General features: G+C 67.1%; 25 protein-coding genes and 1 tRNA gene. 19 read left to right on the plus strand and 7 right to left on the minus strand.

The genetic code is table 11. The annotated features are described in order from the left end of the window. The first annotated feature begins 4 nt into the window (after positions 1-4). Entirely contained in the window at positions 5-2,353 is a 2,349-nt protein-coding gene (locus ASE50_RS01345) for a hypothetical protein (protein ID WP_056394635.1), read from the plus strand. 31 nt (positions 2,354-2,384) lie between these two features. Here the strand turns inward: ASE50_RS01345 and ASE50_RS01350 are convergent. Next, positions 2,385-2,461, minus strand: a tRNA-Pro gene (locus ASE50_RS01350). A gap of 159 nt (positions 2,462-2,620) precedes the next feature. Here ASE50_RS01350 and yajC point away from each other — a divergent pair. The 4 genes from yajC to ASE50_RS01370 are packed head-to-tail and all read left to right on the plus strand — an operon-like array spanning position 2,621 to position 5,900. Further along, a complete protein-coding gene (gene yajC, locus ASE50_RS01355) occupies positions 2,621-2,965 on the plus strand; it encodes a preprotein translocase subunit YajC (protein WP_056394637.1) in 345 nt (114 codons plus the stop codon). Then, positions 2,965-4,563, plus strand: a complete 1,599-nt coding sequence (gene secD / locus ASE50_RS01360; protein ID WP_056394639.1) for a protein translocase subunit SecD — start codon at positions 2,965-2,967, stop codon at positions 4,561-4,563. The genes yajC and secD overlap by 1 nt, the downstream gene beginning before the upstream one ends. 12 nt (positions 4,564-4,575) lie before the next feature. After that, on the plus strand, positions 4,576-5,532 hold the full coding sequence (gene secF, locus ASE50_RS01365; RefSeq protein WP_056394641.1) for a protein translocase subunit SecF: 957 nt from the start codon (positions 4,576-4,578) through the stop codon (positions 5,530-5,532). Beyond that, entirely contained in the window at positions 5,529-5,900 is a 372-nt protein-coding gene (locus ASE50_RS01370) for an Mth938-like domain-containing protein (RefSeq protein ID WP_056394643.1), read from the plus strand. Before secF ends, ASE50_RS01370 begins: the two co-directional genes overlap by 4 nt. On the opposite strand, the gene ASE50_RS01375 is transcribed toward ASE50_RS01370, so the two are convergent. The 4 genes from ASE50_RS01375 to thpR form a co-directional block, all read right to left on the minus strand. Continuing rightward, positions 5,888-7,057 carry a glycosyltransferase gene (locus tag ASE50_RS01375; RefSeq protein ID WP_056394645.1) on the minus strand — a complete coding sequence of 390 codons (1,170 nt, stop codon included), beginning with the start codon at positions 7,055-7,057 and terminating at the stop codon, positions 5,888-5,890. The two genes, ASE50_RS01370 and ASE50_RS01375, sit on opposite strands and share 13 nt — an antisense overlap. A gap of 95 nt (positions 7,058-7,152) precedes the next feature. After that, positions 7,153-7,578, minus strand: a complete 426-nt coding sequence (locus tag ASE50_RS01380) for an OsmC family protein (RefSeq protein WP_056394647.1) — start codon at positions 7,576-7,578, stop codon at positions 7,153-7,155. Between the two features lie 76 nt (positions 7,579-7,654). Beyond that, a complete protein-coding gene (locus ASE50_RS01385) occupies positions 7,655-7,987 on the minus strand; it encodes a glycine zipper 2TM domain-containing protein (RefSeq protein WP_056394649.1) in 333 nt (110 codons plus the stop codon). Between the two features lie 110 nt (positions 7,988-8,097). Beyond that, a complete protein-coding gene (gene thpR / locus ASE50_RS01390; RefSeq protein ID WP_056394651.1) occupies positions 8,098-8,649 on the minus strand; it encodes an RNA 2',3'-cyclic phosphodiesterase in 552 nt (183 codons plus the stop codon). 116 nt (positions 8,650-8,765) lie between these two features. Between thpR and ASE50_RS01395 the strand changes: the two genes are divergently transcribed. From ASE50_RS01395 to ASE50_RS01420, 6 genes are all read left to right on the plus strand, one after another. Next, a complete protein-coding gene (locus ASE50_RS01395; protein ID WP_056394653.1) occupies positions 8,766-9,506 on the plus strand; it encodes a Bax inhibitor-1/YccA family protein in 741 nt (246 codons plus the stop codon). Positions 9,507-9,617: 111 nt separating this feature from the next. Further along, positions 9,618-9,929 carry a hypothetical protein gene (locus ASE50_RS01400; RefSeq protein ID WP_056394655.1) on the plus strand — a complete coding sequence of 104 codons (312 nt, stop codon included), beginning with the start codon at positions 9,618-9,620 and terminating at the stop codon, positions 9,927-9,929. A 64-nt stretch (positions 9,930-9,993) separates the two neighbouring features. Continuing rightward, positions 9,994-10,605 carry a hypothetical protein gene (locus ASE50_RS01405; protein WP_200909438.1) on the plus strand — a complete coding sequence of 204 codons (612 nt, stop codon included), beginning with the start codon at positions 9,994-9,996 and terminating at the stop codon, positions 10,603-10,605. Between the two features lie 63 nt (positions 10,606-10,668). Continuing rightward, on the plus strand, positions 10,669-11,553 hold the full coding sequence (locus tag ASE50_RS01410; protein ID WP_056394658.1) for a hypothetical protein: 885 nt from the start codon (positions 10,669-10,671) through the stop codon (positions 11,551-11,553). Continuing rightward, positions 11,550-11,972, plus strand: a complete 423-nt coding sequence (locus tag ASE50_RS01415) for a GNAT family acetyltransferase (protein ID WP_235512088.1) — start codon at positions 11,550-11,552, stop codon at positions 11,970-11,972. The genes ASE50_RS01410 and ASE50_RS01415 overlap by 4 nt, the downstream gene beginning before the upstream one ends. Positions 11,973-12,050: 78 nt before the next feature. Continuing rightward, positions 12,051-14,162, plus strand: a complete 2,112-nt coding sequence (locus ASE50_RS01420; RefSeq protein WP_162236146.1) for a TonB-dependent siderophore receptor — start codon at positions 12,051-12,053, stop codon at positions 14,160-14,162. A gap of 183 nt (positions 14,163-14,345) precedes the next feature. Here the strand turns inward: ASE50_RS01420 and ASE50_RS01425 are convergent, their stop codons facing one another. Further along, positions 14,346-15,164, minus strand: a complete 819-nt coding sequence (locus tag ASE50_RS01425; RefSeq protein ID WP_056394663.1) for a ferredoxin--NADP reductase — start codon at positions 15,162-15,164, stop codon at positions 14,346-14,348. 9 nt (positions 15,165-15,173) lie between these two features. Further along, positions 15,174-15,602 carry a hypothetical protein gene (locus tag ASE50_RS01430; RefSeq protein WP_056394665.1) on the minus strand — a complete coding sequence of 143 codons (429 nt, stop codon included), beginning with the start codon at positions 15,600-15,602 and terminating at the stop codon, positions 15,174-15,176. A gap of 191 nt (positions 15,603-15,793) precedes the next feature. On the opposite strand from ASE50_RS01430, the gene ASE50_RS01435 reads away from it, so the two are divergent. The 8 genes from ASE50_RS01435 (at position 15,794) to ASE50_RS01470 (ending at position 23,431) form a co-directional block, all read left to right on the plus strand. Beyond that, complete coding sequence (locus ASE50_RS01435; RefSeq protein ID WP_056394667.1) at positions 15,794-17,542, plus strand: methyl-accepting chemotaxis protein; 1,749 nt, start codon at positions 15,794-15,796, stop codon at positions 17,540-17,542. Between the two features lie 58 nt (positions 17,543-17,600). After that, positions 17,601-17,957 carry an ArsC family reductase gene (locus ASE50_RS01440; RefSeq protein WP_056394669.1) on the plus strand — a complete coding sequence of 119 codons (357 nt, stop codon included), beginning with the start codon at positions 17,601-17,603 and terminating at the stop codon, positions 17,955-17,957. A gap of 67 nt (positions 17,958-18,024) precedes the next feature. Further along, on the plus strand, positions 18,025-18,465 hold the full coding sequence (locus tag ASE50_RS01445; RefSeq protein ID WP_056394671.1) for a hypothetical protein: 441 nt from the start codon (positions 18,025-18,027) through the stop codon (positions 18,463-18,465). Positions 18,466-18,489: 24 nt separating this feature from the next. Beyond that, the gene (gene panB, locus ASE50_RS01450) at positions 18,490-19,350 is read left to right on the plus strand and encodes a 3-methyl-2-oxobutanoate hydroxymethyltransferase (RefSeq protein WP_056394673.1); all 861 of its coding nucleotides are present in this window, start codon (positions 18,490-18,492) and stop codon (positions 19,348-19,350) included. A 246-nt stretch (positions 19,351-19,596) separates the two neighbouring features. Next, positions 19,597-20,301, plus strand: coding sequence for a tetratricopeptide repeat protein (locus ASE50_RS01455; RefSeq protein WP_056394675.1), 705 nt, complete (start codon positions 19,597-19,599; stop codon positions 20,299-20,301). A 28-nt stretch (positions 20,302-20,329) separates the two neighbouring features. After that, positions 20,330-21,661 carry a PQQ-like beta-propeller repeat protein gene (locus tag ASE50_RS01460; RefSeq protein ID WP_056394676.1) on the plus strand — a complete coding sequence of 444 codons (1,332 nt, stop codon included), beginning with the start codon at positions 20,330-20,332 and terminating at the stop codon, positions 21,659-21,661. 202 nt (positions 21,662-21,863) lie between these two features. Beyond that, positions 21,864-23,237, plus strand: coding sequence for a ribosome biogenesis GTPase Der (gene der, locus ASE50_RS01465; RefSeq protein WP_055995905.1), 1,374 nt, complete (start codon positions 21,864-21,866; stop codon positions 23,235-23,237). Further along, positions 23,234-23,431, plus strand: coding sequence for a sulfurtransferase TusA family protein (locus ASE50_RS01470; RefSeq protein WP_056394678.1), 198 nt, complete (start codon positions 23,234-23,236; stop codon positions 23,429-23,431). The genes der and ASE50_RS01470 overlap by 4 nt, the downstream gene beginning before the upstream one ends. Positions 23,432-23,478 lie beyond the last annotated feature (47 nt).

Genomic DNA, 23,478 nt, shown 5'->3' on the forward strand with positions numbered 1-23,478 from the left:
GGGCATGGTCCGCGTTCTCCTGATGCTCGCCGCGCTGTCGGCGCTGTTCGCCAATGCCGCGCAGGCCCAGCAGAACGGGTTCGATCTGGCCGGCCCCGACGTGTCGGTCATGGTGAAGCGTGGCGAGGTCGAACTGCCGGTCGCGGCGGTGCCGGCGCTGCGTGGTGGCGACACGCTGACGGCCAAGGCATTGCTGCCCGACGATCAGGCAGCACGCTATCTGCTGGTCGTCGCCTTCCTGCGCGGGGCGACCAATCCGCCGCCCAAGGACTGGTTCTTTTCGGTCGAGACGTGGAACAAGAAAAAGAACGTCCTGACCGTGACGGTGCCCGAGGGCGCCGAACAGGTGCTGCTGTTCCTCGCCCCCGAAGCCGGCGGCGGCTTTTCGGCGGTGCGCGGCGCGGTACGCGGGCGGCCGGGCGTGTTCGTCCGTGCGGCGCAGGATCTGTATCAGGCATCGCTCGACCGGCAGCGGCTGGACGCGTTCGTCGGCGCGATCGGCCGGATCGGTGAGCGTGCGCCCGAACGGCTCGCCACCGCCGCGCCGGTGTTGGCCGACGCGCTGCGGATCAAGCTGAACGCCGACTGCCTGCTGCGCCAGCGCGCGTTGCAGGCGGCGTGCCTGACCCAGCAGCGCGATTCGCTGGTGTTGCAGGCGCAGCGCGGCGCGACCCTGACCGAGACGCTGACCGGCACCCCGGTCGATCTTGCGTACCGCGTGGCGGCGACGCGGGAGGGCGGGGCGGGCTATTACAGCCCCTATATCGGGCTGGCGCGTGATCTGGCGCGGCTGTTCGGGGCGTTTCGTACCGCCCAATATCAATATCTTCCGGCATTGGCGCTGGGGCAGGGGCAGGCGATCCACCTGCAATTGAACAGCGCCCCGTCGTTTCAGGACCCGCGATCGGTGCTGGTCGCACCGTTGCCGCCGATCGGCGCCGCGCCGCCGCCCTTGTGGCGATCGAGTGCGTCGGGCGCGCTGTGTCTGGCCCGGCCCGATTTGGTGCTGCCGATCGACGACGCGTCGCTGCTGTTCGCGACGGATTATGCACGCGATCTGGTGCTGCGCGTCACCGCCGCCGATGGCCGGGTGTCGACGCTGCCGCTGACCGCCGATGCCGAGCGTGGCGGGCTGGTGCTGGCCAATGGCGCGCCGCAGGCGGCAGGGCCGGTGACCGAGGCGGTGGTGCAGGGACGCTGGGGCTTCGACGCGTTCAGCGGTCCGCGCGTGCCGGTGCAGCTCGACGGTCCCGGTGCGTGGACCGCGCAGCCCGATGCGACGGTGATCGTCGGGCGCGACCATCCGCTGTCGTTGCGCGGCGGGGCGGCGGCGTGCGTCGCCGGGCTGACGCTGCGCGATGCCGGCTGGCTCAGCCGCTCGCTCCCATGGAAATCGGCCGCCCCCGACGCGCTCGACGTGACACTGCCGCTCGGCAAAACACGGCCGGGGCCGATGACGCTGACCCTCGTCCGGTTCGGGGCGGTCGCGCCCGATCAGATCGCGCTGACCGGCCGCGCCGAGCCGAGCCGACTCGATCGGTTCACGATCCATGCCGGCGACCGGGACGGCGTGCTGGAGGGGGCGCGGCTCGATCAGGTGACCGGGCTGACGCTTGGCGGTACGCGCTTTGCCGCAGGTGCGCTGACGCGGGTCGGGGAGGGCGATCGGTTGACGCTGACCGCCGAGCAGGTGGTGACCGAACCGGCGGACAGCGCGGCGGCGCAACTGCGCGATGGCCGTACCGCAACGGTCGCCGTAACGGTCGCTCCGGCGCGGCCGGTCGCGACGTTGCTCGACCGGCGCGTCGCTTACGCGCTGCCCGCTGGTGCGTTACCGATCGACTTGCCCGACGGGCTGGTGCCGACCGGCGCGTCGCTGACCTTCTCGACCCGGATCGCCGGTGGTCTGAGCGGCGGTGAGGAGGGAATCGAGATCGCGAACGGCGACGTCGCCAGGCGGCTGACTATCGCGTCGGGCGCGGTACAGCGGGTCGGCGACGATATCGCAGTGGCGACGATCGCACCGCAATCGGCGTTCGGCGCAGGCGCAGCGGGGGCGCTCCGCTTCCGGCCGTGGCGCGGTGGTGCGGCAGGGGCGTGGCAGCCGCTGGGAACGCTGGTCCGCCTGCCGGTGCTGACCGGCATCGCCTGTCGCGAACGCTGTACGGTCAGCGGGCGCGATCTGTTCGTCGTCGCCGCGATCGGGACGACCCCGGACATGAAGAATGCGACGCCGCTGCCCGCCGGGTTCGTCGGCGGATCGGTCGATGTGCCCGTCACGCAGGACATGCTGACCCTGCGGCTGCACGACGCGCCCGACGCGGTGCTGCGGGTAAAAGTGCCGGCGAAATAAGGGGGAGGGCGAGTGATTCGTCCGAACTCTCTGGTCGGGGCGACAGGATTCGAACCTGCGACCCCCACACCCCCAGTGTGATGCGCTACCAGGCTGCGCTACGCCCCGATCAGAGAGGGCGTGCCTTTAGGCCGGGTTTGCGGCCCATGCAAGCCCGAAGCGTGCGAGCGGGCAAATGTTGCGTGGGACGTAAGCAGATGATAGCTGCCCGCAATTGACAGGATGCCGTGTTCGCGGCGTCCGCTATCTCGGACATTCAGGCCAGCAATGCTCGTACCTTCCGCTTTCGCCCAGTCCGCCGCCGCGCCCGCGGCGTCGGGTGGTATCCTCGGCACGCTGATCGGCGTCGCGCCGCTGCTGCTGATCTTCGTCGCCTTCTACTTCCTGTTGATCCGCCCGCAGTCGAAGCGGATGAAGACGCTGCAGGCAACGATCGCCGCCGTGAAGCGCGGCGACAGCGTCGTCACCGCCGGTGGCATCATCGGTAAGGTGACCAAGGTCGAGGACACGTTCGTCGAGGTCGAGATCGCGGCCAACACTCGCGTCCGCGTGGTCAAGGCGACCATCGCCGAAGTCACGCCGCCCGCCGGCGCCAAGCCCGCGAACGACTGATGCTCGACTTTCCGCGCTGGAAACGGATCGCCATCTGGGCATCCGTCATCCTGTTGTCGCTGTTCGCCGTGCCGAGCCTGCTGCCCGAAGCGATGCGGGCGAAGCTGCCTTCATGGTATGCGTCGCAGACGATCAATCTCGGTCTCGATCTCGCCGGCGGCAGCTACATCCTGCTCGAAGCGAAGACTGAAGACGTCGCCGCGACCCAGATCGAAGCCATGCGCGAACGCATTTCGACCGAGATGCGTCGCCAGCCGCGCGTCGCGATCGGTGATATCTCGACCCGGGGCGGGCAGATCAGCTTCATGGTCCGCGATGCCAGCCAGGTCGATGCCGCACGCGAAAAGTTGCTCAGCCTGACCGGCGGCGGCGCGGGCATGACCGGCCAGCGCGAATGGGACATCGAAGTGCGCGACACCACGCGTTTCGTACTCACCCCGACCCAGGCCGGGCTGCGGCTGACCGTCGAGAATGCAATGAAGGACGCGACCGAGGTCGTACGCCGTCGTATCGACGAACTCGGCACCCGCGAACCGACGATCATCCAGCAGGGTACCAACCGCATCGTCGTGCAGGTTCCCGGCCTGTCCGATCCGAAGGCGCTGAAGGACCTGCTCGGCAAGACCGCGCGGCTCGAATTCAAGCTGGTCGACCTGACCGCCGATCCGCAGGCGGTCGCGCGCGGACAGGCACCGGCCGGAAGCCAGATCCTGCCATATCCGTCGCAGGGGCCGGGCGCGACGATCGCCGTCAAGCGGGCAACGATCATCAGCGGCGACCAGCTGACCGACGCACGCCAGACCTATGACGAAAATCAGAAGCCGGCGGTGTCGTTCAACTTCAATGCCGAAGGTGGCCGTCGCTTCGCGCGTGTCACCCAGGAAAATATCGGCAAGCCGTTCGCCATCATCGTCGACAACCAGGTGATTTCCGCACCGAATATCCAGACGGCGATCATGGGCGGTTCGGGCCAGATCACCGGCGGCTACACCGTCGACAGTGCCAACCAACTCGCCATTGCGCTGCGCTCGGGCAAGCTCCCGGTCGACCTGACCGTCGTGCAGGAGAGCACCGTCAGCCCCGAACTCGGTGCCGATTCGATCAAGGCAGGCGTCACCGCCGCGATCATCGCCACCGTGGCGGTCATCGCGTTCATGGTCATGACCTATGGCCGGTTCGGCATCTATTCGACGATCGCGGTCGTGCTGAACATCCTGATGATCCTCGCGGTCATGGCGTTCCTGCGGGCGACGCTGACGCTGCCGGGCATCGCCGGCTTCGTGCTGACCATCGGTACGGCCGTCGACGCCAACGTGCTGATCAACGAGCGCATCCGCGAAGAGCGGCGGCGCGGGCGTTCGGTGCTCCAGTCGCTCGAACTGGGGTATAAGGAAGCCAGCCGCACGATCTTCGAGGCGAACGTGACCCACGCGATTGCGGGCTTCATCATGCTGATCCTCGGTTCCGGCCCGATTCGTGGCTTCGCGGTCGTGCTGCTGCTCGGGATCGCCAGCTCGGTGTTCACCGCCGTCACCTTCACGCGGATGCTGGTCGCCGGATGGATGCGCCGCAACCGTCCGACCGACATCCATATCTAAGGCCCGGCCGTCATGCGTCTCATCAAGCTGGTCCCCGACAACACCAACATCCGCTTCGTCGCGGTGCGGAAGATCGCGTTCACCGTCACGCTGATCCTCAGCATCCTCGCGGTCGGGCTGGTGTTCGTCCGTGGCCTCAATTTCGGCGTCGACTTCATGGGCGGCGTTTCGATCGAAGAGAAATTCGCCACCCCGCCGGCGATCGATCGGGTGCGCGCGACCATCGAACGGCTGGGGGTGGGGGAACCCGCGATCCAGCAATTCGCCGATCCCACGCTCGTATCGATCCGCCTGCCGGTTCCCGAAGGCGATGCCGGCGCGACCGACCGGCTGGTCGAACGCGTGAAGACCGCGCTGTCGACCGAATTCCCCGGCGCGACGTTCAGCAACTATTCGACCGTGTCGGGCAAGGTGTCCGACGAGCTGGTGACCAACGGTGTGCTCGCCGTGTTGCTGGCCATCGTCGGCATCGCGATCTTTTCGTGGTTCCGCTACGAATGGCAGTTCGGCGTGTCGACCGCGGTCGCGATCATCCACGACGTGCTGATGACGCTCGGTTTCTTCGCGCTGACGCAGATGCCGTTCGACCTGACCATCGTCGCGGCGGTGCTGACCATCATCGGCTATTCGATCAACGACAAAATGGTGATCGACGACCGTATCCGCGAAAACATGCGCAAATACCGCAAGATGGGGATGCGCGAGCTGATCGATCTGTCGGTCAACGAAACGTTGCCGCGGACGGTCATGACCTCGCTGACCATCCTGCTGGCGCTGACCGCGCTGATCGTGTTCGGCGGCCATGTGCTGCGTGGCTTCACCGCCGCCATGATCCTCGGCGTGATCGTCGGTACCTATTCGTCGATCTACGTGTCGTCGTCGCTGCTGATCTCGCTGGGGCTGCAGCCCGGCGCGCCGGTGGGGGAGGGGACGGTCAAGGAACCGGTCCCGCAGAAGGGCACCCGGTGAAGCTCGACCGGACCCGCAAGGGCGACGGTCCGGTCGTTTCGGGCCTGACCCCCGGCGGGTTCCGGGTCGATGACGGCATCTACCCCGCCCTGCTGATGACGCCGCAACGCGCCGATCTGTGGGAGCCGCCCACGTTCGAGGCGCTGAACGCCGATGCGCTGGCGGCGGTACTGGCGATCGATCCGGTGCCGGAGTTCCTGCTGCTTGGCACCGGCGCTACCCTGCGCCAGCCGCCGCGTGCACTGGTCCGCGCGCTCGATGCGCGGGGGCTGGGGATCGAGGCGATGGACAGCCGGGCGGCGGCGCGCGCATGGGGCGTGTTGCGCGACGAAGGTCGCTGGATCGCGGCGGCCTTCTACCCCTTCTGATCGACCAGTCCGGCCAGATGGTCGCGTAGCTCCGACGCGTTGCGCTCCCAGCTATAGGCATCGACCGTCGCCCGCGTCGCCGCCGGATCGGCGGCCTGCGACAAGATCGCCGCAATCCCTTGCGCGAAGGACGCCGCATCGCGCGCGACGATTCGCCCCGCCGCGGGACGGGTGACGACTTCGCGCGCCGCGCCGGCATCGGGAATGACGATCGGCGTCCCGCTGGCAAGCGCCTCGACCCACGCATTGGCCAGCCCTTCCGACGACGACGCCAGCGCCATGACGTCCGCCGCCGCCAGCAGGTCGAGCAGGGCGTCATGCGGCATGGCACCGCACAGCCGCACCCGGTCGCCGACGCCCAGTTCGGCGATGCGCGCCGCCAGCGACGCCTGATCGGGACCACCGCCGACGATCCACAACCCCACACCGGGTAAGGCCGCCACCGCCTCCAGCACGATGCGATGACCTTTGCGTGGGATCAACGCGCCGAGCGATACGACCAGCGGGCCGGTTACGCCAAGCCGCGCCTTCGCCGCCATCCGATCGATCGTGCCGAACCGGCTGCGGTCGATCCCGGTGCGATGGACCCGAACCGGACGGTCGATCCCGGTGGCGGCGATATCCTCGGCCATCGACTGCGAAACCGCCAGCAAGCCATCGGCACGCTCGCCGGCCGCGCGGACCTGTGTCGCGGTCGCCGGGGCATGGCCCCAATGATGAATATCGGCCCCGCGCGCCTTGATCGACACCGGCACGCCATAGCGCCGCCCCAGCGCCACCGCCGCCGGTCCGTCAGGAAAGAAGAACTCGGCATCGATCACATCGAAGCGAAATGTCGCCCGCAGCGCGTCGAGATGCGGCGTCAGGCACCGGATCAGCGCACCGACATGGAACCGCCCCCGTGTCGCCGGCAGGTTCACAAAACGCGGCCGATCGACTGCCAACCCCTTCCAGTCCTCGCGCAACGGCAGGCGCGCGAGCGAACGATAGGTGGGGTGGAGCGAAAGGGGGAAAGGCGGGATACCGATCGGGACGACGACGCGCACCTCGACGCCATCCAGTGCGGCCAGTCCCAAGGTTTGCCGTTCGACGAACCCCCCAAAATTGGGCCGGGTGACATCGGGGAACAGCGTGGCCAGGGTCAGAACGCGCAGCATGCGGCAATGTCATAGCGGAAAAGGATGAAAGCTTTGCCGCAAATTGCGGCCGCAATAAAAACGGGCCGGAGCAGCCTGCCCCGGCCCTGTTCGCATCACGCGTTGAGCGTGTGGTCCAGCGTGATCTCGGTATTCAGCAGCTTCGAGATCGGGCAGCCCGCCTTGGCCCCGGCCGCGATCTCCTCGAACTTCGCCTGATCGATGCCGGGGACGCTGGCGGTCAGCGTCAGCGCCGACTTGGTCACCGTGAACCCGTCGCCATCCTTGTCCAGCGTGACCTTTGCCGTGGTCTCCAGCGTGCCGTCGCCATAGCCGGCACCGGCCAGTGCGAAGCTCAGCGCCATGGTGAAGCAGCTGGCATGGGCGGCGGCGATCAATTCTTCGGGATTGGTACCCTTGCCGTCCTCGAACCGGGTGCTGAAACCATATTGCTGGTTGTCGAGCACGCCGGACTGGGTCGAGACATGGCCTTTGCCGTCCTTGCCAAGACCTTCGTAACGGGCGGATGCACTGCGGATCATGCGGGAACCTTTGCGATGGAAAAAGGGCGGGCCCGTCGCCGGACCCGCCTCTCACATAGGTCGCGTCAAAGTAGGTTCAACGGCAGCGACCGCGGCTGCCGCTCCGCTCGATCTCGCGACCCGCCAGCGCACCGGCGGCACCGCCGAGCAGGGTACCCAGCGTACGGTCGCCGCGGCTGTCGACCGTACGGCCGACCAGCGCGCCGGCAACGCCGCCGACGACCAGACCGGTCGTGCCGTTCGGCTTGCGGCAATAGCGGCGGCCGTCACGGCCGCGCCATTCACGATACTGGTTGCGGCGCTGTGCCTCGGCTTCGGACTTGCCGACCGAAATGCCGTGCTTCGAATAGGTCGCACCGACCGGCGCCATCAGCGATGCAGCGGCGAGTGCCAACATCATATTGCGCATGGGGGATATCCTTTCGTCCATGTCGTTGTTGACCGGTTTAACGCACCCTTCGCCTGACGGTTTCATGAACGAAACGACAGCTTGCGCCCGTCCCGCGACGGGACGATCCGTCAGTCGCCTGTCATGGGCGGATCGAGGGGGTAACGCGCCACCGCCTCGTACCAGGCACCGGCATGGCCGAGGTGGCTTTTGTACAGGAGGAAGTGATCGAACCGCATCGGCGGCGACGCCAGCCCCGCATTCGTGCCGAGGAACGCTTCCGTCGGCCCGCTCGATTTGTTGAGCCGCGCCAGCGTGACGTGCGGCAGGAACGCCCGCCCCTCGTGCGGCAGGCCGAGACGGACGAGCGTGTGATCGACTTTCCGATGCAGCGCCGTCACCGCGTCGTGCGGGGTCACCCCGGCCCATAGCGCCCGGCCGCGCCGGCCGGCAGCGAACTGTCCGACACCCGACAGCGCCAGATCGAACGCCGGGGCGCGAACCGCCTGCAATGCCAGTGCGATATCCTCGGCCACCGGCCGTTCGACGTCGCCGATATAACGCAGCGTCAGGTGCAGTTGCTCGTCATCCTGCCACCGCGCCGCTTCGACGCCGTCCTGGATGTCGAACAGCGCGTCGCGCATCGCAGCGGGCGGGCGGAGGGCGATAAACAGACGGTGCATGGCGGATTCTCCCGGCAGCGTAACAAAATGTTGCTCTCCGCGTTTGGCTTGAAATCGCCACGACGGCGGACGATATTTCGAACAGCCGGCATGAGTGCCGGAAAGAGGAGTTTACAATGGCGAACTGGTCCGATCCCCGGACGTCGGCCGCACCGATCACCCGTACGCGCGACCGTGACATGGCGCGCGACGAAGGGCTGCGGTCCTACATGCTTTCGGTGTATAACTACATGGCTTCGGGCGTGCTGTTGACCGGCATCGTCGCGCTGTTGTTTTCGTGGGGTGGCGACACCTCGCCCGCGGCGGCGGTGTTCTACCAGCCCGGTATCCTGAAATATGCGATCATCTTCTCGCCGCTGATCTTCGTGATGGTGTTGAGCTTCGGCATCAACCGTCTTTCGACCGGCGCAGCGCAGGGGCTGTTCTGGGCATTCGCAGCGATCATGGGTCTGTCGATGTCGACGATCTTCCTGCGCTACACCGGATCGTCGATCGCGCTGACCTTCTTTGCGACCACGGTCTCGTTCCTGTCGCTCAGCCTCTACGGCTACACGACGAAGCGTGACCTGACCGGGTTCGGTACGTTCCTGATCATGGGTCTGGTCGGTCTGATCGTGGCGTCGCTGCTGAACCTGTTCTTTCAGTCGGGCATGATGAGCATGGTCATCAGCGCGATCGGCGTGCTGCTGTTCGCGGGTCTGACCGCTTATGATACGCAGCGGATCAAGGGCCTGTATTATCAGGTCGCCGGCACCGACTTCGCTGGCAAGGCCGTGATCATGGGGGCGCTGTCGCTGTATCTCGACTTCGTGAACATGTTCCAGTTCCTGCTGTCGTTCATGGGCAACCGCGACTGATCCGGTCACAGAGGACGATATGAAGGGCCCGGCGGGAAACCGCCGGGTCTTTTCTTATACGGGGAACGCGTCGGGCGATCGTTTCGTTTTTGTCCTGAAGGAGTGAGGGACATGACCAACGACACCATGGGAATCGATGACAAGGCGCTTTCGTCGCTGTCGGTCGCCCCCGACGGCAACGAAAGCGACGCGCATACCCCGCCGGGTCGCGGCGACGCGGGCGGCGATCACAGCATCGCCGGACGGATGGAAAGCGATCCGGCCGACAGCGACGCGCGGCTCGACCGCGGTCTCGACGAATCGATGGACGCGTCGGACCCGCCCGCCTCGACCCAGCCGATCCACAGCAACGGTCCCGCACCCTCGTCGGGCTACGACCCCGAACAGGAAGAAAAGCTGGCCCGCGACGGCATGGCCGATTGATCGTACGGTAACGACGCGGCGTGTCGGCTGGTGCCGGCACGCCGCGTTCGGTATGGAAGGCGGCATGACGACCGATCGGTGGTTCCGACCCGTGTTCCGGGCCCTCGCCGCGCTGCTGCTGGCGGTGCAGGCGATCGCCCCGGCGCAGGCGGCGGTGACGATCACCTTCTGGTCGCAGGAATTCGGGCAGAGCTTCCCGCATGCATTCTTCAGCTTTTCGGGCACGCCCGATGCCGGCGGGCCGGCAGCCGATGGCACCTATGGCTTTACTGCCAAGGCGATCACCCCCGCTTTGCTGACCGGATCGGTCGCCGGACGGATCGACCGCCCCAAACCATCCTATATCGACCGCAGCAACGCCCATTTCTCGGTCGTGCTGAGCGATGCGCAATATGCCGCCGTCCGCTCGCTGATCGACGAATGGGGTGAGAAGGGCGATTCGCACTATAATCTGAACCGTCGCAACTGCGTCCATTTCGTTGCCGAAGCCGCGCGTCGATCGGGCCTGACCGTGGTCGAGGACCGGAAACTGATGAAGAAGCCGCGCTCGTTCACCCAGTCGCTCGAACGCGCCAATGCCGGACGGGTGACGGTGATCGAATTGCCGGCAAAGGCCTATTTCGCGTCGCGCACGCCGCCGGTCGTCGCGGTCGGATCGACGCCGCCGCCGCGCTGACCTCTTTCGTCGCGACGGCAAATCCGGCAGTCCTGCCGAAACAAGAGGTACGGGAGTCGGGTGATGCGGCGGTGGGCGATCGGGATGCTGGCGTTGCTGGCAGGATGCGGACAGGCCGATGAACCCGATGCGTCGGTCAATCTGACGCAGGACGACCCGATCCTGCCGATGCCGTCGCCGACGCCCGAAACGCTGGTGACGATCCCGACCCGGTTCGTCGGGACATGGGACAGCGACGGTGCCGCCTGCGCCGCCGATCCCGCCGGGGCGAACCGGCTGATCGTCGCGGCGAACGCGATCACGATGGGCGACCGCGAGTTGCCGGTGCGCGGCATCACCCTTGCCGATGCCGGGGCGGTCGATATCGATATCGTCGGCGATCGCGGTGGCATCACCGAACAGCGCCGCTACCGGCTGGCGCTGGGCGAGGGGGGGACGCTCGACATGATGGCGGACGGCGGACCGGTCCGCCGCGTCCGCTGCGATGCGCCGGCCGGTGCGGAAGCAGCGGCGCGCAACGCGATCGCGCTCAACCTCGCCCCCGACGGCCTGCAAACCGTGGCCGGTGCCAGCAGCCGCGCGCTCCCCTTCGGCAGCCCCAGCGAGATCGTGTTGCGTGTGGTCGAAGCGGCGACCCAGAGCCTGCCCGAACGATCGCGCAACGAGACATGCGGCGAAGGCCCGCTCGACATCGCCACCTATCCGAAGATCGCCGTCTATTTTCAGGAAGGTCGCTTCGTGGGTTGGTCGGCGCGCGGGCGTGGGCTGACGACGATGAGCGGCGTCGGCATCGGCGCGAAGCGGGCGACGGTCGATTCGTCGATCGACGCGCCGGTCGAGGAAACCAGCCTTGGCCGCGAATTCACCAGCGGCGGCCTGTCGGGCACCTATGACGCCAGGGACAATGTCACCGCTTTATGGGCGGGCAGCACCTGCATCGCCCGGTGATTGCGCCCGCCATCGCTGACGATGCCGACCGGGTGGTCGCATTGTGGCGGTTGTGCGGGCTGACCCGGCCATGGAACGACCCCCATGCCGATGTCGCGCGGGCGCTGTCGGGTGCGACGTCGACGATCCTGCTCGCCCGCGAGGAAGGCCACACGATCGGGAGCGTCATGGTCGGCCACGACGGGCATCGTGGCTGGCTCTATTATCTCGCGGTCGCGCCCGATCGTCAGGGGCAGGGCATCGGCCGCGCGTTGTTCACCGCTGCGGAGGACTGGCTGCGCGACGCGGGCGCGCCGAAGCTCCAGTTGATGGTCCGCAGCGACAACGACGCGGCGCTCGGCTTTTACCGTGCGATCGGGCTGACGCGGCAGGACGTCGTCGTGCTCGGCCGCTTCCTGACGGCGGACGGACCGACCTGATCGCCAGCTACTGATAGTCACTTGCAAAAGCAGTAGTGGCGGCGTACCCGGCGCGAAACATTCATGGAATCGCTTCGTATGTCCGCTTTCGCCATCCTCCTCGCCGCCGCCACCGCCGTTCCGGAAGTGCCGCCGACCGAGGAGCCGCAGCGGGGCGACGATATCATCGTCACCGGCACCCGGACCGAGGGCGGCGCCGACTATGCGGTCAAGGCGCAGACCACCGCCACCCGCCTGCCGCTCAGCCAGCGCGAGACGCCGCAATCGGTCAGCGTGGTGACGCGTGCGCAGATCGACGACTTTCAGCTGAACGACGCCAACGCGCTGCTCACGACCGTCCCGGGTGTGACGGTGCAGGCGCAGGAAACCGACCGCTTCTATTATTCGGCGCGCGGCTTCGATATCCAGACGTTCCAGATCGACGGCATCGGCCTGCCCTTCGCCTTCGAAGTGCAGACCGGATCGGTCGATACCGCGATCTACGACCGGATCGAGGTCGTGCGCGGCGCGCCCGGCCTGTTGTCGTCGACCGGCAACCCGTCGGCGGTCATCAACTTCGTCCGCAAGCGCCCGACCCGCGACCTGAAGGCATCGGCCAGCGTCCAGTACGGATCGTTCGACGCTCTGCGCCTCGACGCCGATGTCAGCGTGCCGCTGACACGGGAAGGCAATGTGCGGGCGCGCGCGGTCGGCGCGTTCGTCGACAGCGACAGCTATCTCGATCGCTACCATCTGCGCCGCTGGACCGGCTATGGCATCGTCGAGGCCGATCTCGGCCCCGATACGGTGGTCAGCGCCGGATACGGCCATCAGGATCATGGTACGCGCGGCGCGATGTGGGGGTCGCTGCCGCTCTATTACACCGACGGTACCCGCATCGACCATGCCCGCTCGACCAACACCGGTCCCGACTGGGCGCGGTGGAACGTCACCGACCGCCAGATCTTCGGCGACGTGACGCATCGCTTCGGCGACTGGACGGCCAAGCTCAGCGTCCTGCGCCGGGCGATCAGCGAGGACGACCGGCTGTTCTACGTCTTCGGCAATCCCGATCGCGCGACAGGCCTCGGCATTTTCAGCTATCCCGGCGCGTTCCGTGCCGAAACCCGCAACCTGACCATCGACGCGCATCTGGCCGGCACGGCGACGCTGTTCGGCCGGACGCACGACGTGATGTTCGGCGTGAACCGCAGCGCGCAAGCCTATGAGCAGGGGTCGAGCTACGATACCGCCGCCATCAATCTTTCGCTGCCGCTGGCGACGGCGTTCGACGGCAGTTTCCCCGAACCGAATTTCCCGACCGCGTACGACCCCAGCCTCGCGACCCGGCAGCGGCGCGAAACGGTGTACGGCCTGATCCGGCTGAACCCGGCCGAGCGGGTCAAGGTGATGGTCGGCGCCAACGCGACCCGCGCGTTCAGCGAAGGCATCTCCTACGGCGCGCCGACCGATTACGACCGCGCGCGCTTCCTGCCGTTCGTCGGGGCGACGATCGATCTGGCGAGCAATATCAGCGCCTATGCCAGCTTCGCGACGATCTTCAATCCGCAGACTCAGGTCGACGCGAACCGCCGATTGCTCGATCCGATCGAGGGCGACAATCTGCAAGCCGGGCTGAAGGGCGAATGGCTCGGCGGCCGGCTGAACACCAGCATCGCGGTGTTTCAGGCGCGGCAAAAGAACACGGCCGAGGCGGCGGGCTTCGACGCGACGATCGGTCAGACGCTCTATCGCGGCGTCAATGCCAAGTCGCAGGGGATCGAGTTCGAATTCAGCGGACAGGTCGCGCCCGGTGTGCAGGCCACCGGCGGATACACGGTGATGCGGGTGCGCGGCGACGATGACCAGGCGGTGCGCACGTTCGTGCCGCGCAATACCGGGCGGCTCAATATCGTGTGGTCGCCGACGATGCTGCCGGCGCTGAAGCTGGGCGCATCGGGCCAGTATCAGAGCCGCATCTACCTCGAACCGGGCGCACTGGTGCCGAACACCACCACCCCGATCCGGATCACGCAGGATGGCTATGCCACGTTCGATCTGCTCGCGCGCTACGATCTGACCGATCGCGTCTCGCTCAGCGCCAATGTCCGCAACGTCAACGATGCGAAGGTGTTGAACGCGATCAACTACGATCAGGGATTCTTCAACGCGCCGCGGACGGTACTGGGCACGATCCGGGTCAGCTACTGACGCGAACGGGGGGCGGTGGTCCCGCCCCCTTCCTTCGTACCATCGTTTGGTTCGAGCAGCTTCAAGCGAAGTCGAGAAGCGTCTGTCGAGAACGCCTTGCCCCAATCGGCGCGTTCTCGACAGGCTCGAAGCTGCTCGAACCAAACGGAATCAGGATTTGATGGCAGGGTAAGGCGTGCTGCCTCACCCCACGAACGCGCGTTCGATCACGTAGTCGCCAGGCTTCGCGTTCGACCCTTCCTCGAACCCCAGACCTTCCAGATATTCCGAAAAGTCGCGGATCATCTCGGTCGACCCGCACAGCATGATGCGGTCGGTCGCCGGGTCGAACGCCTGCGCGCCGCCGATGCGGGCGCTGAACAGCGTGCCGTTGTCGACCAGCGCATCGATGCGGCCGGTCGTGTGAAACGGCTCGCGCGTCACCGTCGGGACATAGGTGAACTGCTGTGCCGCCTGATCCTCGACCAGCGGATCGCCGGCCAGGTTCGCCTCCATCGTGGTGCGGAAGGCGAGGTCGGACACGCGGCGCACAGAATGGACGACGACGATCGACGAATACATCTCATACACGTCGGGGTCGCGGATCAGCGACAGGAACGGGGCAAGACCGGTACCGGTCGACAGCATGAACAGCCGGCTGCCGGGCTTCAGCGCGTCGGTGACCAGCGTGCCGGTCGGCTTCTTGCCCAGATAGACTTCGTCGCCGGGCACGATCTGTTGCAGCCTGCTGGTCAGCGGGCCGTCCTGCACCTTGATCGACAGGAACTCCAGCTCCTCCGCATAGGCCGGGCTGGCGATCGAATAAGCGCGCAGCAACGGCTTGCCGTTGTCGCCGGGCAGGCCGATCATCACGAATTCGCCCGAGCGGAAGCGGAAGCTCGGCGGACGCGTGATCGTGAAGCTGAACAGATGCTCGTTCCAGTGACGCACCGAACGCACGCGCTCGACGCTGAGCGCGTTGGTGGGTTCGAGGCCGTGGACGACGGCGGTGCGGTCGGTCATCGAAAATCCTTACGTCTTGACGCTGGTCCCCGGCGGCAGCCCGATCTGGCCGAGCATCGCCGCTGTCCGGGCCAGCGCGCAAAAGGTTGGTGCGATCGCCCCGTCGGCGACCAGCAGCGAAAGCGTGGTCCGTGCCTTCGCATCGCGACCCGTTACGAGATCGCGCGCCAAGGTCAAGAGAACCGATTCATCGTCGGTCACAAGCCCGCATTTACAATTGATCTGGATCGGTACGCGGGCATGGCTCGACAACTGCGCCATCCACGCGTCGAAATCGCACAGCGCATCGAGTGCGCCTGCCTGTGCAAAGCGCGCCGCCAGCAACGCCGACGGGTTCTGGCACGCACTGCGCGCCGCCACCCAGAGCCGGATCGCTTCGAGCAGGAAGCGGTCGCCGTTCGACAATATCGATACCGGCCGGTCGATCAGATCGTACATAGAGCCTCGCTATTGATACTCATTCGCAGACGCTATCGGCAGGGTCGGCGATCGTCAATGGCCGTCGTGCAGCGGACGGCACCTTGTCGCGACCGGTCGATGGGGCGAAGCGCGGACGGGATCGGCGACCTGTAAATAAGATATTCAGTAATTCGGCGCATCGTGGCCCGACGAGGGAAAAGGGCGGTGCAATGAAGTTGAAGGTCCGGGGTCGCGTCAACTTGATCGGGGCAATGGCGGCGATCGGGCTGGTCGCGCTGCTGTGTATCAGTCTGTTTCGCATGTCGGCGATCATGCACGCCGATATCGAGCGCAATACGCGACAGGTCGTCGAAACCGCACGGTCGGTCGTCGCCTATTATCACAACGCCGAACTGGCGGGGCGGATGAGCCGTGCCGAGGCGCAGCGGGCCGCGCTGTCGACGCTGAAGGACATGCGCTACGAAGGGAAAGAGTATTTCTGGGTCAACGATCTGCATCCGACGATGCTGATGCACCCGACCAAGCCCGAACTCGACAATACCGACCTGACCAACAACCGCGACGCCACCGGCAAGGCACATTTCGTCGAGATGGCGAATGTCGTGAAGGCCCGGGGTGAGGGCTTCGTCCGCTATATGTGGAAGACCCCCGACAAGTCGCATGACGAACCGAAACTGTCCTATGTCGCCGGGTTCAAGCCATGGGGCTGGGTGATCGGCTCGGGCGTGTATCTCGACAGCGTCAACGCGGCGGTATGGAGCGCGGCGCTGTATCAGAGCGCCCTCGCGCTGGCCGTGCTGCTGGTCGTCGCCTTCGTCGCCTTCCGCATCGGCCGCTCGATCTCGCAACCGGTCGAGGCACTGTCGGCCCGGATGCGCGCGCTTGCGGCCGGCGACACCGCGACTCCGATTCCCGGCCGCGACCGCATCGATGAGGTGGGCGAAATGGCCGCCGCGCTCGAAACCTTCCGTGACGCGGCGATCGTCGCCGCCGATCGCGAGGCCGAGCAGCAGCGCGTGGTCGCGACGGTCGGATCGGGGCTCGACGCGCTGGCCCATGGCCGGCTCGACACCCGGATCGGCGGCAAATTGTCGGGTACCTTCGCCAAGATCGGCGGCGATTTCGACTCGGCGATGGCGGCGGTTGCCGACGCGATGCGCTCGGTCACGCGCTCGGCGGGCGGCATCCGCACCGGCGCGACCGAGATCAGCAGCGCGTCTGACGACCTGTCGCGCCGCACCGAACAACAGGCGGCAAGCCTTGAGGAAACCGCCGCCGCGCTCGACCAGATCACGGCCACGGTCCGGCGCACGGCAGCGGGGGCGGCACAGGCCAATACGACCATGAGCGCGACTCGCGGCGATGCCGAGGACGGCGTTCGCATCGTGCGCGAGGCGGTGACGGCGATGAGCGGCATCAAGCGCGCGTCGGACGAGATTTCGGAGATCATTTCGGTCATCGACGGCATCGCCTTCCAGACCAACTTGCTCGCCCTCAACGCCGGGGTCGAGGCCGCGCGCGCCGGCGATGCGGGCAAGGGCTTCGCGGTCGTCGCCTCCGAAGTCTGCGCGCTGGCCCAGCGTTCGGCCGACGCCGCCAACGACGTCAAGTCGCGCATCCATGCCAGCGGCAGCCAGGTCGAGGTCGGCGTCACGCTGGTCGGCCAGACCGGCAGCGCGCTCGAACGCATCGTTGCGCGCATCGCCGAGATCGCCGATCTGGTCGCGACCATCGCCCGCGGTGCCGACGAACAATCGTCGGGCCTGCAACAGGTCAACATCGCCGTCAGCGAGATGGACGCGGTAACGCAGCAGAACGCCGCGATGGTCGAGGAAGCCACCGCCGCCGCGCGCAGCCTCGCCAGCGAAGCCGAAGCACTGACCCGCCACGTCGCCCGGTTCAGCGTCGCGGAAACCGCCGGCCGCGACCAGCCCCGCACGTTGCGCGCGGTGGCGTGATCGACGGCGGCGCGTCGCCAGGCTAGACGCGAACGCCCATCCTGCGACGAGGCGACCGGTGACCCTGACGCTGTACGGCATCCCCAATTGCGACACGATGAAGAAGGCGCGCGTCTGGCTCGACGGACAGGGCATCGCGCATCGGTTCCACGACTATAAGAAGGCCGGGATTGAGCGCGCGACGCTCGAACGCTGGGTCGCGGCGCTGGGGTGGGACGCGCTGCTCAACCGGTCGGGCACGACGTTCCGCAAGCTGCCCAATGCCGACAAGGCCGATCTGACCGCCGACCGCGCCATCGACCTGATGCTGGCGCAGCCGTCGATGATCCGCCGGCCGGTGCTGGTCGCGGACGACTGGATCGAGGTCGGTTTCAAACCCGATCGCTACGCCGGACGATTGCTCTTGGCGGACTGATTGCGCTACGATTGCACCCGCTCGGGGGCCGATGGCGATACCGCAGCGATTTGCCTGTGGGAGAGACATGGCTGAAACCCTTTTTCGTTTGCCGCCGATCTGGTTCCGCGTCGTCGCCTTGCTGATGACTTTGTGGGGCGCGGCGGGTGTCTTCGCCTTTTACGGCCATGCGACGACCGGGCAGGCGCAACTGGCGGCGTTGCCCGATTATGAGCGCGGCTTTTTCCTCGCGCTGCCCGGCTGGTTCGTCTGGATCTATGCCATCGCCACGTGGGGCGGGTTGCTCGGCGGGATCGCGCTGATGCTCTGGCGGCGGATCGCGATCGTCTTCCTCGCGCTATCGCTGCTGGCAGTCGCGGTGCAGTTCGGCTGGGTCTTTGCCGCGACCGACCTGATCGCGGTCAAGGGCGCGGCGGCGGTCGTGCCGTTTCCGCTCGTCATCTTCGCCATCGCGCTGGCCCAGCTGGCGGTCGCGCGCCAAGCCGATGCCCGTGGGTGGCTTCGCTAGGGGCGTTCCGCTAGGACGCTCGCCATGTCCACGACCTTCACCATCGACACCGCGACAAGCCGCGCGACGCCGACTCCCGCGCCGATGAAGCGGCTGACCATCCCCGCGATCCGCGCCGCCAAGGGCAGGACCCCGCTGGTGATGCTGACCGCCTATACCGTGCGCATGGCGCAGCTGATGGACGCGCAGTGCGACATGCTGCTGGTCGGCGACAGTCTGGGGCAGGTGATCTACGGCCTGCCGTCGACGGTTCCGGTCACGCTCGACATGATGGCGGCGCATGGCGCTGCGGTCGTGCGCGGCAGCTATCACGCGCTGGTCGTGATCGATCTCCCCTTCGGCAGTTACGAAGCCAGTCCTGCGCAGGCGTTCGAAAGCGCGGCGATGCTGCTCAAGGCGACCGGCGCGGCGGCGGTGAAGCTGGAGGGCGGCACGGCGATGGCCGACACCGTCGCTTTCCTGTCGCAGCGCGGGATTCCAGTGATGGGCCATGTCGGCCTGACGCCGCAAGCGGTGAACCAGCTCGGCGGCTATGGCGCGCGCGGCCGCAGTCCGGAGGAAGCGGCGAAGATCGTCGCCGATGCCGTCGCCGTTGCCGAGGCGGGGGCCTTTGCAGTGGTGATCGAGGGGGTGGTCGAACCGATCGCGATCGACATCACCCGCCGTATCGCGGTGCCGACGATCGGCATCGGCGCGTCGGCGCAGTGCGACGGACAGGTGCTGGTCGCCGAGGACATGCTCGGCTTCTTCGAACGCACCCCGCGCTTCGTGAAGACGTTCGACGACATCGCCGGTCGCATTTCGGCAGCGGTGCAGACCTATGCCGACGACGTCCGCTCGCGCGCCTTTCCGGGGCCGGACCAGCTCTACGCGCCGAAAGGTTGAGCGGCAGGCCAACCCTACCGTCACCCCGGGCTTGACCCGGGGTCCCGCTTCTTCTTTCTCTCGGCCGTGATGAAAAGCGGGACCCCGGGTCAAGCCCGGGGTGACGAAGGAGGCCCCCGTTCATCCCCCGAACACCCGCCCTCCACCATGGTCTCCCCCCGGCACGACCCCTGCGACCATTCGCTTTCGTTTCCGTAGACGCTCGGCTAAAGGAGCGCGCTTGACCCATCCCCTGGAGCTGTTCCCTTGGCGTTGACCCCGCAGAACAACGATGCCTTCATCCGCGAAGTCGATGACGAAATGCGTCGCGAGCAGATGACCGCGATCGGTCGCCGCTACGGCCTGTGGATCATCGTCGCGGTGCTGGCGGCGCTGGCGGCGTTCGGCGGCTGGACCTGGTGGCAGCATCATCAGAACAGCCTCGCCGCCGAACAGGGGGAGAAGCTCGCCACCGCGCTCGACGAGATCGCACAGGGCCGCGTCGCGCAGGGCACGGCCGAGGTCGCGAAGCTGACGACGTCCGATCGCGACGCCGTCCGCGCCACCGCGCTGCTGACGCAGGCCGACTTGCTACTCTCCAAGAACGACCTGAAGGGGGCCGCTGCCGCCTTTGGCAAGGTCGCCGCCGACGACTCGCTGGCACAGCCGTTCCGCGACATGGCGCTCGTCCGCCAGACCGCCGTCGAATATGACAGCCTGCAACCGCAACAGGTCATCGACCGGCTGCGCGGCCTCGCCGACAAGGGCAGCCCGTGGCTCGGCAGCGCGGGCGAGATGGTGGCGGTCGCCTATCTCCGCCAGAACAAGCTGCAACAGGCGGGCCAGACCTTTGCCCTGATCGCGCAGACCGACGGCGTGCCGCAATCGGTGCGCGGGCGGGCGGTGCAGATGGCCGGGTCGCTGGGTGTCGACGCGGTCGATGCGTCGGCCAACCAGACCGCCGCGCAATAACGCTTCTCCAGTTTCCGGAACCCCTTCGATGAAGACCCATCTCAAACTCTCGGCGGCGGTCGCGGCGTTGGCGCTGCTGGGCGGTTGCGGCGCCTTGAAGGGCAAGGGCCCGGCGCGCACCCCGATCGTCGGCCAGCGCGTGCCGATCCTCGCATCGGAAAATCTGGCGGAGGTCGATCCGGCGCTCGCCAATCTTCAGGTCGTGTTGCCGCTCGCCGAAACCAACGCCAACTGGGCGCAGCCCGGCGGCAATCCGTCGAAGTCGATGGGCCATGTCGCGCTGGCCGATACGCTCAGCCAGCGCTGGTCGGTGCGGATCGAGGGCGGCGATACCCGTACGCGCCTTGCCGCCGCGCCGGTCGTCGCCGATGGCCGGCTGTACGTGATCGACGTCAACGGCCTCGTGACGGCGATGACCGCTGATACCGGCGCGACCGTGTGGACCGCCCCCACCGTCAAGGGCGACGAAAACCGCCGCGCGCGCTTCGGCGGCGGCGTGTCGGTCGACGGCAACCGCGCCTTCGCCACCGATGGCCTTGGCGATGTCGTCGCCTTCGACACCGCCGATGGCAAGGAAGTGTGGCGCGCCAAGCCCGGCGGCCCGTTGCGCGGCGCACCGACCGTCACCAACGGACAGGTCTATGTCGTCAGCCAGGATAACCAGCTGTTCGCGCTCGACCAGACCGATGGCAAGGTCGTCTGGACCCAGTCGGGCAGCCTCGAATCGCAGGGCGTGTTCGGCGTCGCCGCCCCGGCCTCGGCGCAGGGCACGGTCGTCGCCGGCTTCTCGTCGGGTGAACTGAACGCCTATCGCTATGAAAACGGCCGGTCGGTCTGGGGTGACAGCCTGTCGCGCACCTCGGCCTCGACCTCGGTGTCGGCACTGGCCGATATCGATGCCGAACCGGTGATCGACAATGGCCGCGTCTATGCGGTCGGGCAGGGCGGGCGCATGGTCGCGCTCGAACTGACGTCGGGTCAGCGGTTGTGGGAACAGAATCTTGCCGGCATCTCGACGCCATGGGTCGCGGGCGAATGGATTTTCGTGGTCACCGACGATGCCCGCCTGCTGTGCATCTCGCGCGGCAGCGGCAAGCTGCGCTGGGTCCAGCAGCTGCCCGGTTTCCGCAACCTCAAGAAGCGCAAGAACCCGATCGGCTGGGTCGGCCCGATCCTGGCGGGCAACCGCCTGATCCTCGCCAATACGCAGGGGCAGCTGGTGTCCGTCTCGACCGCCGATGGCAGCATCACCACGACGCAGGATACCCGGTCGAAGGCCGGTTATTCGCTGTCGCCGATCGTCGCCAACGGCACGCTCTACCTGCTCGACGATGCGGGGCTGCTGACCGCCTGGAAGTAGCCTACCTGCCTCACCCCCCTTCGTCATTCCGGCGCAGGCCGGAATCCATGGATGGGGTGAGGTCGCGGCCCCATCGCGAGCACCCGACACAATGGATTCCGGCCTGCGCCGGAATGACGGCTGTGCGGGTGCAAGCGCGCACCCTCGACCCGGCCCCCCTTACGCCCTACTATCGCGGCAACCCCGCACCCCAGGAATTCCCATGCCTTTACCCGTCGTCGCCATCATCGGCCGTCCCAATGTCGGCAAGTCGACGCTGTTCAACCGGCTGGTCGGCAAGCGGCTGGCGCTGGTCGACGATCAGCCGGGCGTGACCCGCGACCGGCGCGAGGGGGAGGCGTCGTTGCTCGGCCTCGACTTCACCATCGTCGACACGGCGGGGTTCGAGGATGAGGACGCCGCGACCCTGCCGGGGCGGATGCGGATGCAGACGCAGGCGGCGGTCGAAATGGCCGATGTCGCGCTGTTCATGATCGATGCCCGCGCCGGCATCACCCCGCTGGACGAGGAAATCGCCCGCTGGCTGCGCTCCGCCGACGGCACCGTCGTGCTGGTCGCCAACAAGGCGGAGGGCCGCGCGGGCGAAAACGGCGTGCTCGAATCGCTGGCGCTGGGCTTTGGCGATCCGGTGCAGATGTCGGCCGAACATGGCGAGGGTGTCGCCGACCTGTTCGACGCGCTGCGCCCCTATGTCGAACGCGAGGACGAGCCGGAGCCGGAGGACGAAGGGGAGTTCGACCCCGAAACCGCGGTTCTCAAGCTCGCGATCGTCGGTCGCCCGAATGCGGGCAAGTCGACGCTCATCAACCGTTTCGTCGGCGAAGACCGCCTGATTACCGGTCCCGAAGCCGGCATCACCCGCGATTCGATCGCGGTAGACTGGGAATGGACCGCCCCCGATGGCCGCGTCCGTCCGGTCCGGCTGATCGACACGGCGGGGATGCGCAAGAAAGCGCGGGTCCAGGAAAAGCTCGAAAAGCTCTCCGTCGCCGACGCGCTGCATGCGATCGACTTTGCCGAGGTCGTCGTGCTGCTTTTGGACGGTACCCGCGGCCTCGAACTGCAGGACATCAAGATCGCCGACCGCGTGCTGCAAGAGGGACGCGCGCTGGTGATCGCGCTCAACAAATGGGACATCGCCGAACACGCGTCGTCGCTGTTCAACGGCGTGAAGGGCGCGCTTGACGAAGGATTGGCGCAGGCGCGCGGCGTGCCGCTGCTGACCGTCTCGGCCGCGACCGGCAAGGGGCTGGACGTGCTGATGCAGGCCGCGTTCGAAACGCGCGAGGCATGGGGCCGCCGCGTCTCGACCGGCCAGCTCAACCGCTGGTTCGACCGCGCGCTGGAGGCCAACCCGCCGCCCGCCCCCGGCGGGAAGCGCATCAAGATGCGCTACATCACGCAGAACAACATCCGCCCGCCCAGCTTCGTCCTGTTCGGCACGCGCGTCGATCAGCTCCCCGAAAGCTACAAGCGCTATCTTATCAATGGCATCCGCAAGGAATTCGGCTTCGGCGCGGTGCCCGTGCGTTTGAACATGCGCGCGCCAAAGAACCCCTTCGACCACAGCAAGTGATCCATATCGACGCCCGCGGCATGCGCTGCCCCTGGCCCGCCATCCGGCTGGCCAAGGCGCTGCGTGACGGGGCGACGATGGTGGAGATCGAGGCCGACGACCCAAAGGCAGCGGGCGAACTGGCCAGCGCGGCGAGCGCGGTCGGGGCAAGGCTCGCGATCGTAAGCGAAGGCCTCTTCCGAATAGAGCGATAGCGCCTGCGGCTCACGACGCTCACCAACCGTCGCCCTCACCCTTCCGC

This window comes from Sphingomonas sp. Leaf5 (genome assembly GCF_001421155.1).
Classification (GTDB): domain Bacteria; phylum Pseudomonadota; class Alphaproteobacteria; order Sphingomonadales; family Sphingomonadaceae; genus Sphingomonas.